General features: G+C 40.8%; 8 protein-coding genes, 1 pseudogene and 1 riboswitch. Of the genes and pseudogenes, 3 read left to right on the top strand and 6 right to left on the bottom strand.

The features are described 5' to 3' along the window. Positions 1–198, bottom strand: a pseudogene (locus CXF74_RS22015) (hypothetical protein); the annotation flags it as partial. A gap of 425 nt (positions 199–623) precedes the next feature. On the opposite strand from CXF74_RS22015, the gene CXF74_RS16900 reads away from it, so the two are divergent. Beyond that, positions 624–1,172 carry a PAS domain-containing protein gene (locus tag CXF74_RS16900; protein ID WP_101083704.1) on the top strand — a complete coding sequence of 183 codons (549 nt, stop codon included), beginning with the start codon at positions 624–626 and terminating at the stop codon, positions 1,170–1,172. 38 nt (positions 1,173–1,210) lie between these two features. Further along, the gene (locus CXF74_RS22925) at positions 1,211–2,698 is read left to right on the top strand and encodes a methyl-accepting chemotaxis protein (RefSeq protein ID WP_269800777.1); all 1,488 of its coding nucleotides are present in this window, start codon (positions 1,211–1,213) and stop codon (positions 2,696–2,698) included. A gap of 254 nt (positions 2,699–2,952) precedes the next feature. On the opposite strand, the gene CXF74_RS16890 is transcribed toward CXF74_RS22925, so the two are convergent. The 5 genes from CXF74_RS16890 to CXF74_RS16870 form a co-directional block, all read right to left on the bottom strand. Next, complete coding sequence (locus CXF74_RS16890) at positions 2,953–3,984, bottom strand: FecCD family ABC transporter permease (RefSeq protein ID WP_101083702.1); 1,032 nt, start codon at positions 3,982–3,984, stop codon at positions 2,953–2,955. Continuing rightward, on the bottom strand, positions 3,984–4,919 hold the full coding sequence (locus CXF74_RS16885; RefSeq protein WP_101083701.1) for an ABC transporter substrate-binding protein: 936 nt from the start codon (positions 4,917–4,919) through the stop codon (positions 3,984–3,986). The genes CXF74_RS16890 and CXF74_RS16885 overlap by 1 nt, the downstream gene beginning before the upstream one ends. A gap of 38 nt (positions 4,920–4,957) precedes the next feature. Then, the gene (locus tag CXF74_RS16880) at positions 4,958–5,722 is read right to left on the bottom strand and encodes an ABC transporter ATP-binding protein (protein WP_157822438.1); all 765 of its coding nucleotides are present in this window, start codon (positions 5,720–5,722) and stop codon (positions 4,958–4,960) included. Between the two features lie 108 nt (positions 5,723–5,830). Then, positions 5,831–6,037, bottom strand: a riboswitch (cobalamin riboswitch). A 310-nt stretch (positions 6,038–6,347) separates the two neighbouring features. Then, on the bottom strand, positions 6,348–7,391 hold the full coding sequence (locus tag CXF74_RS16875; RefSeq protein WP_101083699.1) for an NADP-dependent oxidoreductase: 1,044 nt from the start codon (positions 7,389–7,391) through the stop codon (positions 6,348–6,350). Between the two features lie 98 nt (positions 7,392–7,489). Continuing rightward, the gene (locus CXF74_RS16870) at positions 7,490–8,176 is read right to left on the bottom strand and encodes a type 1 glutamine amidotransferase domain-containing protein (RefSeq protein WP_101083698.1); all 687 of its coding nucleotides are present in this window, start codon (positions 8,174–8,176) and stop codon (positions 7,490–7,492) included. A 471-nt stretch (positions 8,177–8,647) separates the two neighbouring features. Here CXF74_RS16870 and CXF74_RS16865 point away from each other — a divergent pair, with 471 nt between their 5' ends. Next, entirely contained in the window at positions 8,648–9,556 is a 909-nt protein-coding gene (locus tag CXF74_RS16865) for a LysR family transcriptional regulator (RefSeq protein ID WP_101083697.1), read from the top strand. Positions 9,557–9,671: the final 115 nt, after the last annotated feature.

Here is a 9,671-nt window from a genome sequence, read left to right as displayed (position 1 = left end):
TATATGATCAAAGAAGTGACTGTCATTAGCACCAAGAACTTGATCTAAAGAGGTTTGGAATAGTTGTAATACACTTTCATTCGCAAAGGTGTAGTTCCCTTGTAGGTCCTTGCTATATATGTATGCACCAACGGTATTTGATATTTGTTTCAATATTAACAATTGTGTTGTTGTATTGCTTAAATCAGAGTGTGGCACTTGAATTCCTAAGCTAAAGAAAGCTATTTTATTTGCTGTATTATTGATAAGTCAGATTGAGTCTTGATGTGGACAATATATACAGTCTCAGTGTGTATGTCAGTATTGTTGATCCTTTTAAACGCTAATTTCCAGGACTGTGGAGTGTTTTTGTTAGCACTCTATTAATTATCTATTAAGTCTTTGCGCTCGCGAGGGTTAATGTGATATTTGTTATGTGCTTGCTATTAATTTTGTAAATATAAGGGGCTGAATTTAAAGCTAATTACATTTGATTTCAGTGTATTTAACTTTCTTTTGATAAACCGCTACGAGATCTGTTTTTAGGTGAATAATTATTGTTTTTAACCATCATAATTTTTCTAGCTATTGTATTATTAGGTACTTAAAAGTAATGGTTACTTTAACCTTTAGGTGTTTAACTCATGGTGAAAAAAACAAATGCTTCAATTGTGCTGATTGATGAAGAAGTAATGATGGCTGATGAGGAGTTTATTGTTAGCAAAACGGATCTTCGTGGCAATATTACCTATGCCAACCGCGTTTTTCTGGAGATGGCACTTTATTCTGAAGCTGAAATAGTGCACCAAAATCATAATATTATACGTCACCCTGATATGCCAAAAGGGGTGTTTAAATTCCTTTGGCAAACCTTAAAGCAGGAGCAAGAATTTTTTGGTTTTGTAAAAAATTTACGTAAAGACGGCCGTTATTACTGGGTATTTGCCAATGTGACACCTGAATATAACCAAGCAGGAAAGTTAGCCGGATTTTACTCTGTGAGAAGAAAGCCGCCAGCATCTGCAATCAACATCATTGAGCCTATTTATCAAGCGATGTTAGCGATAGAAAAAAAGGCGACATCAAATAAACAAGCGGAACAACAATCACTCGATTATCTTGTCGCACAACTACAGGCGCTAGAGGTTGAGTATCAGGATCTAGTGATTAGTTTATACAATGCTAAATCGTAGCGAAAATAATAATGCCTACCTCACAGAGAGCTTCAAGCATGCATAAATCAAACAAAAAAATCGCCAATATTACGTTATTAGAAAGTAAGTTGAAAATAGATGTCGGTGTACTCCTGTTCACTGCGTTGACGTTATTATTAAGTCTTTTTATCAGCACGATAAACACTTGGATAAATATTACCTGCGCCATGGTTATTACCTTTATTGCGCTTAAATTATACCGCGATGTAAAAAAGTATTTACTGACGTTAAAGCAAATTAACCAAGCATTAACGGAGGCGAATCAGGGCTATTTAAGCGGTCGAATCATTAAAGCCGATGAACAAGGTGAAGTGGGAAAAATAGCCTGGGAATTAAATGAATTCTTGGACATTCTTGAATGCTATTTTAATGAAGTGAATACCTGTTTTCGCCATGCTAAAGACAGTAACTATTCGCGACAAACTTTTCCGGTCGCGCTACCGGGTGTGCTCAAAAGTTCATTAAAAAACATTAATGTGTCGCTCGCAGCTATGGCGGACAATCTACAATATATTGCTAAAAATGCATTAACCAGTGAGTTATATGAACTTAATACTAAGTATCTGATTAAAGACTTAGAAAGTAGCCAAGCAGAGTTAAATGTCATTAATAACGAGGTTAATCAGGTCTCACACTTAGCAGCAGAAAATAAAGTGTCGGCGCAGCAGAGTGAGCAAGCGGTGACTAATATTAATACCTCTTTACTGACTATTAGTGAAAACGTGGCCTCTGTGGCTAACGTGGTCGGGGTGTTGAATGAAGATAGCGATAGAATCACAGCCGCTTTAACAACGATTACTGATATTGCAGACCAAACAAACTTATTAGCACTTAATGCCTCGATTGAGGCTGCTCGTGCGGGTGACCAAGGGCGCGGTTTTGCTGTGGTTGCCGATGAAGTTAAAGCGCTTTCTTCGCGCACTAAGCAAACGGCTGTTGAGATATCCACGATTCTACGCAGCTTTGAAAAACGTGTGGTTGAGATAACGGAGCAAGCCGAACAGTCCATTACACTCACGGGTGACGCGAACAAGTTGGTTGAAGATGTACAAACTAATATTGATGCGTTACTTGTCTCGTCAATAAAAACTGAAAGTTATGCGCAGGTTGCTAACGATCAAGCTTCTGCTTCATTGGCGAAATCTGATTTGATGGTATTTAAACAAAACGCGTATCGCTCTGTCTCTAATCGTGATGATCTAACATGTCGTGATTTAGTCACAACAGGTTACCGTGATTGCTCGTTTGGGCAGTGGTTCTACGGTGAAAAAGGCGCGGTATTTAGCCAAACTAATAGTTATGCAAATATCGAACAACCGCATATTAAGGTTCATCAGTATATTAATGCGGCTATCGCGAATTTAGATCATGATTGGTTAAATGACTTAGCGGTACGTGCGAAAATTGTTGATGATATCAAAGGCATGGAGCAAGCAAGTCTTAACGTATTAAGTGCCATTGACCAAATGGTTGAGCAGAAACTGCGTCTTAACCGAGCGCGATAAGCGCATTATAATTTCAATAAAAACGACCACGAAGCCACTTCGTTACCCCCGTTAGACAGAAGCAGGGAACACGAAGAAACCAAGAGCAAAAATTCAACTTGCTCTTTAACCTTCTTTTTCTTCGTGCCTAATTTCTTTTGAATTTATTTAAATTGTTTGATCATATTAATAATGCGCTTGCCCTAGACTTATCTGTGAAGCTGGTTTGTGTCACCCTCTAACGTATTGAATGGCAATACGTTAGAGGGTTAATGTTATTTTTTGGCCATCAGAAAGATAAAAAAGCTACCGCCTAAAATAGCCGTGACAATACCCACGGGTAAATCTTGAGGGGCAATTAACACCCGCGCTAGTGCATCAGCCCAGACTAATAACAATGCTCCCAATAATGCGCTCACCGGTAATACTTTACTGTTATCCGCACCCACTAATAAACGCACAATGTGTGGCACCATCAAACCGACAAAGCCAATAGCACCGCTAAAGGCCACCATCACACCAGTGACTAATGCGCACAAAAGAAACACTAATATGCGGGTTCTATTCACATTAATACCTAATGTGGTGGCGGTTTCATCACCGGCCATAATGGCGTTTAATTTTTTCGACCAACTCAGCATAATAATTAACGCGAGTAACAGCGTGCTAAAAGGGAAAATAAGCTGTGACCATTGAGCCGCACCTAATCCACCTAACATCCAAAACATCGCTGAAACAGCTGCTTTTTGTTCACCGGCAAAGATTAAATAGTTAGTCACGGACATCAATATAAAATGCACCGCAACGCCACTTAAAATTAACTTTTGTTGTGATAACCCTTGGCCCTGCTGAGCGACAAACAAAACCAGTAACATGGATAATAACGCGCCTAAAAAGGCTGCTAGCGGTAAGCTAAAAGGGCCAAGAAACAGGCCTACATGTAACAACACTAACACCGCCCCGAGCGAAGCACCGGCAGAAGCGCCAAACAAATAAGGGTCGGCCATTGAGTTGCGTGTGACTGCTTGTAAACAGGTACCGACCAAAGCAAGACCCGCCCCAACAAACACTGCGAGTAAAATACGCGGTAGTCGAATCTGCCAGATAATCGCTTCTTTGCCACGTGTCCAAGTGACTGCCTGATTACTTAGCTGATCACCTAAAGATAACTTGTGCTGGATAATCGCCCAGATAGTGTCCACGGGCACGTTGGCCGCACCTAACGAGGTAACGTATAAAGCAGACAATATGAGTATCACGCTTAACAGTAAAATGAGGGGCCCAGTATGATGGCGAAATAATGGCATTAGTTAAACTTGTTAGGGTAAAGATCGCGCGCTAATTTCTCTACGGAATCAATGTTTTCGATACCGGGGGTAGCGGCTGCATAAGTGAGAATCGTAAAACTGTCGTTTAGCACCGCATCAAGGTGTTGAGTGGCAGGAAAACGTTTCAAAAAGGCGATTTTTTCAATGGCAGTAGGCTGGCCATAATCAATAATAATGATATGTTCAGGGTTATTATCCACCACCGCTTCCCAGTTGACACGCGTCCAACTTTTAGCCACATCACGCATAATGTTAGCGCCACCGGCTGCTTCAATAATGGCATTAGGCACCGCCAGTGCACCGGCAGTAAAGGGCTTGTCTTGGCCACTATCATAAACAAAAACACGTTTTTCAGTCACACCTGTAACCATTGACTTAACTTCTGCCAGACGTGCTTGATAATCCTCAATTAACCCCTTGGCTTTGCTTTCTACTTTAAATATTTTAGCGATAGAGGCAATATCATAAAAAGTATCTTCTAACGTTACTTGGCTACGTTGTTGTACGTGCGCACAAGACTCTTTGATGGCATAGGTTTTAATGCCAACCTGCGCGAGTGTCACGGGTGTCATAATGCCACCCACTTGCATGCCATAATTCCAGCCTGCAAAATAAAAATCTGCATCGGCATTTAAGAGGTTTTCTTGGCTTGGATATTGAGGCGCTATTTCAGGCAAGTCACCCACTTTTATCGCTATTTCATCACTCATTTTATGGTGAGCAGAAACGCCTGAATAACCGGCCATATTGGCTTTTAAATCCAATGCGAGCATGATTTTTAACATGTTGATGTCATTCGCCACAGCACGCGTAGGTACTTTGTCGAAGGTAAGCGACTCACCGCAAACATCAATGCTGACATGTGCGTTTGCCACGCTACTAAAGAGTAAACTTGCGATCATTATTTTTTTCATTTGATAGTCCGTTATTTATAAAAATGGCCATTTAAGGGTTAAATGGCGCTTAGATAATTGATGCGCGGTACGGGGGTCGCAACCTGTTGGTCAACAAAGGTGTGCATAGAAAACTGCTCAGCCAGTGTTTGCTGTGTTAAGACTTCTTGCACTGTGCCTTGCTGGGTGATTTCACCTTTGTTTAAGACATACAAATAATCACAAAAACGCGCGGCCAGGTTCAGATCATGCAAAGTACATAAAACCGAAATACCTAAGGATTTAATCAAGCTTAATAATTCAAATTGATATTGTATGTCTAGGTGATTGGTGGGCTCATCTAAAATCAGTAATTGTGGTTTTTGCACTAAGGCGCGGGCTAATAAACAACGCTGTTTTTCACCCCCCGATAAGTGGTCAAAACATTGTTGTGCATTATCTTGTAAACCCACTTTTTTTAACGCTTGATTTACTTTTTCAAGGTTATTTTTACTGCATGAAAAAAAGGAAGCGTGTGGCGTTAATCCCATCGCAACCACTTCTGACACCGTAAATCCAAATTCCGCGGGGAACTCTTGTAATACGACAGCAACTTGCTGGGCAAAGGTTTTAGCTGGTAGGGTAAAAATATCGTTTTGATTAAACAAAACAATACCACTGTCGGGTTGTTGACGACGATAAGCGCAACGTAATAAAGAGGATTTACCAGAGCCATTAGGACCAATTAAACCGATAAATTGGCCGGCAGCTAACTGTAAATTTATATGCTTTAAAATGCTTTTATCACCTACAGACCAACTTAAGTCTTTAATTTGTAGATGCATAAAACCACTCAAACTGAAAATGAGGTAACACAATACTTCTCCTGATTGGACGCCCCGTCCACGGTGATGTACCTGTATTAAAGCTAAGCAACAGTGCATTAGCCTAAAGCAGGTTAGAGTGTCATAGCAGGTATCCTGGCTCACGATTCAACGCTTTTAATACCTTCCCAATCGTTCTTTTTACAAAACAATCAGTGGTTTTTATTAAAAACTTATCGTTCACAGTTGCGGGGGCAGCCTCGGTTTATCCGTGTTCCCATATCTTTCAAGTCTCTGAAAAATCGCTGTTAAGCGACCATAACGAGGCGATTCTAGCATACCTCATTATGAATAGTTACCTAAATGAGATTCATTATTGTTATAGCCATTGCATTCATTTAGTACTCTGAATATTACTATTGTTTCGAGTGCTGTTTGGGGGGATTTGGGAATCGGAACTTCTGTCCTGCGGGTATTGCGGGGTAGTGTATTGTTTTGGAATCGGGACTTCAGTCCTGCGGGTTTTGTGGTATTAGCAACAAAGGCAAGCCTAAAGGCTCACTTCCAAGGATATTTTGATATCGTTTTTGGAAGTGGGACTTCAGTCCTGCAGTTTTTTCTTTGTGGTAAATTACTTAAAACTGATTTAAGCGAGGTTATCAGGCCCTAAACGCATGACCATTTTACCGAAGTTTTTACCTTCTAATAAACCAATAAACGACTCAACTGTATTTTCTAACCCATCAACCATATGTTCTTTGTACTTGATGTCGCCAGCCATTAACCAGCTAAACATTTGGTCGCTGAATTCTTGATAACGATGTCCGTAATCATCAAAGACAATAAAGCCCTGCATTTTAATACGTTTCACTAATAACAGTCCCATTAACGCCGATAAACGATCCGGGCCACTTGGTAACTCTGTTGCGTTGTATTGTGAAATCAAACCACATAACGGAATACGTGCACAACTGTTTAGTAGTGGCATAACGGCATCAAATACTTTACCGCCGACGTTTTCAAAATAAACATCAATACCTTGATCACAAGCCTTAGCTAACTGCGCCGCTAAATCATCTGATTTATGATCTAAACAGGCATCAAAACCTAATGTTTCAACAGCGTAATCACATTTAGTTTTACCACCGGCAATACCAATGACTTTACAGCCTTTTAGTTTTGCAATTTGACCCACTAAACTGCCTACCGCGCCCGTTGCGGCTGCCACTACGACCGTTTCACCGGCTTTAGGTGCGCCAATATCTAATAAACCCATATAAGCGGTTAAACCGGGCATACCCATAACACCAAGTGCGTAAGATGGGTTTGGCATCGTGCTTGGTAGTGTTAATAAACCTTCACCATTAGAGACTACATAATCCTGCCATCCACCAAATGCCACTACCCAATCACCGACTTTAAAGTTGTCGTTTAAAGTTGATTCAACGCGGCAAACACTGCCACCAACCATCACTTCACCTAATACAACCGGTTCAGCGTAAGAAGCAGCATCACTCATTCGACCACGCATATACGGGTCAAGTGACAGGTAAACAGTGCGTAATAATACTTCACCCTGCTGAATACTTGGCTTCTCAGTAGAAACGATATTAAAGTTATCCGCTGTTGGCGCGCCAAATGGGCGTGATGCTAATACAATTTTACGATTAATAGTTGCAGTTTGTGTCATGGTAAATCCTAATTGAGGGGGCATTGTAGGCTATTAAAAACAGCCATTTTTATTAATGGCCGTTTGTTAGTTATGCTTAATGATGACAAGAAAACTAATTAGGCGTTTACATGTGCTAATAATTTCTCTGCTGCTAATACTGAACTTGCTGGATTTTGTCCGCTGATCATCAAACCATCTTGTACTGCAAAAGCACTCCAATCTTCGCCTTTTTGGTATTCACCACCACGTTTGATCAATTCATCTTCTAATAAAAAGGGAACAACATCGGTTAATTGCACTGCGTCTTCTTCGCTATTAGTAAACCCTGTTACCGCTTTACCCTGTACAGCAAATTCACCCGACGTGTTTTGTACGTTTAAGAATGCAGCGGTTGCATGACAAACGGCTGCCACAGGTTTGTTGCTGTTTAATAGTTTTTCAATCAATGCAATCGATGTAACATTATCGGTTAAATCCCACAGTGGGCCGTGGCCACCTGGGTAAAATACCGCATCGTAATCATCGGCGTTGATGTCTTCTAGTTTCTCTGTGTTTGCCACTAACTGCTGTACTGTTTTGTCCGCATCAAATCGTTTTGTTGCTTCAGTTTGAAAGTCTGCTAATTCACTTGTTGGGTCGATCGGCGCTTGTCCGCCTTTAGGTGTTGCTAATGTTAGCTCAACACCCGCATCGGCAAATACGTAATAAGGGGCTGCAAATTCTTCTACCCAAAATCCTGTTTTATGGCCTGTATCGCCTAATTGATCATGTGATGTTAATACCATTAATATTTTTTTAGACATGCGAGTTCTACCTTTGTATGTATTATTGATGACTGGTTAAATAACCAACTGTTATTTGATGGAAGCAGTATAGAACGCTTAGTCACCTTCAACAATGCAGATAAAATGAACTACATTGTTTTAATTATTGATACAATGGTGTGTGTGGAAACGCTATTGATTGATAATAAGTAAAATATAGGAAAGATAATGGATGTTTCGTTTGAGCAGTTAAAAAGCAGGGTGGTGTTTGCCCAGGTTTGGTTTAACTGAGCAGGGCTGTTCGAGTGATGCAGCTAAATAGACTGGTTTATGGTGCGCTGCAATTAATGATTAATGGTGGGTAAGATAATGGATGTTTCGTTTGAGCAGTTAAAGAGCATGGTGGTGTTTGCCCAGGTTTGGTTTAACTGAGCAGGGCTGTTCGAGTGATGCAGCTAAATAGACTGGTTTATGGTGCGCTGCAATTAATGATTAATGGTGGGTAAGATAATGGATGTTTCGTTTGAGCAGTTAAAAAGCATGGTGGTATTTGCCCATGTCGTTGAGCAGGGCAGTTTAAGTGCGGCGGCTAAGCAGATTGGTTTATCACGTGCTGTGGTGAGTTATCACCTTAAAAAGCTAGAGTCCCATTTAAAAGTTAAATTATTGAATCGTTCTACTCGATCAATTAGCTTAACCGAGGCAGGCAGTGTTTATTATCAGCGCTGTCGAGTGATTGCTGAGCAAGCAAGCCAAGCGAATCAGCAGATTGAAAACCTTAAGAATGAACCGGAAGGCTTGCTTAAGATTACTTGTCCGGTCAATGTTGGTTTACAACTGATGGTGCCGGCGCTTAACGAGTTTCGTGCGCTTTATCCTAAAATCGAATTAGATCTTAAACTCAGTGATGAAGTAGAAAATATCATTAAAGGAGGTTTTGACTTAGCGATTCGTGGCGCACCGTTAAAAGACTCTGGTTTACAAGCGAGTAAATTAGCAACATTACCCACCTGTATCTGCGCAGCGCCAAGCTATTTATTAAAGAAAGGCCAGCCAACTAAACCTAGCGAACTAACGGGCCATGATTGGGTTATTTACCAGCAAGCATCATCCACTCTTAATTTAAGCAAAGGCAGTCGCTCCTTTAGTATTATTACCAGTGGCACCGTCAGCACCAATAATGCAGCTGCGCGTACCGCGTTTGTTGAGGCGGGTCATGGGCTTGCTCGTATTCCGCTGTATGATGCCTTACCTAAAATTAAAGCGGGCCTCTTAACCTTGTTACTCGAAGATTACCAATTAGCCGATATTAACATTTTTGCGGTTTTCCCCCCGGGAACCGCAGAAACCAAAAAATTGCGTCTATTACTGAATTTTTTAAAAACCTTTATTACACGACAGTTATCAGAGCTTCAATAGCGGTTTAGTTGCCTGTTATTTTCCTTCGTCATGAGAGAAATAGAATAACCACTGAAAATACGACGGGAGCATTGTGCGCGAGATCAGTCACAAGTTATCACTGAGAGCATGTTTA

It is taken from the genome of Psychromonas sp. Urea-02u-13, assembly GCF_002835995.1.
GTDB lineage: Bacteria > Pseudomonadota > Gammaproteobacteria > Enterobacterales > Psychromonadaceae > Psychromonas.
The sequence above is the reverse complement of the archived record's forward strand: the minus strand, read 5'-3'. Positions and strand labels throughout refer to the sequence as shown.

Bases quoted from the DNA above. Each gene is read 5' to 3' on its own strand.
- CXF74_RS16880 (WP_157822438.1), bottom strand. From the start codon at position 5,722: ATGCATCTACAAATTAAAGACTTAAGTTGGTCTGTAGGTGATAAAAGC.
- CXF74_RS16885 (WP_101083701.1), bottom strand. From the start codon at position 4,919: ATGAAAAAAATAATGATCGCAAGTTTACTCTTTAGTAGCGTGGCAAAC.
- CXF74_RS16870 (WP_101083698.1), bottom strand. From the start codon at position 8,176: ATGTCTAAAAAAATATTAATGGTATTAACATCACATGATCAATTAGGC.
- CXF74_RS16865 (WP_101083697.1), top strand. From the start codon at position 8,648: ATGGATGTTTCGTTTGAGCAGTTAAAAAGCATGGTGGTATTTGCCCAT.
- CXF74_RS22925 (WP_269800777.1), top strand. From the start codon at position 1,211: ATGCATAAATCAAACAAAAAAATCGCCAATATTACGTTATTAGAAAGT.
- CXF74_RS16875 (WP_101083699.1), bottom strand. From the start codon at position 7,391: ATGACACAAACTGCAACTATTAATCGTAAAATTGTATTAGCATCACGC.
- CXF74_RS16900 (WP_101083704.1), top strand. From the start codon at position 624: ATGGTGAAAAAAACAAATGCTTCAATTGTGCTGATTGATGAAGAAGTA.
- CXF74_RS16890 (WP_101083702.1), bottom strand. From the start codon at position 3,984: ATGCCATTATTTCGCCATCATACTGGGCCCCTCATTTTACTGTTAAGC.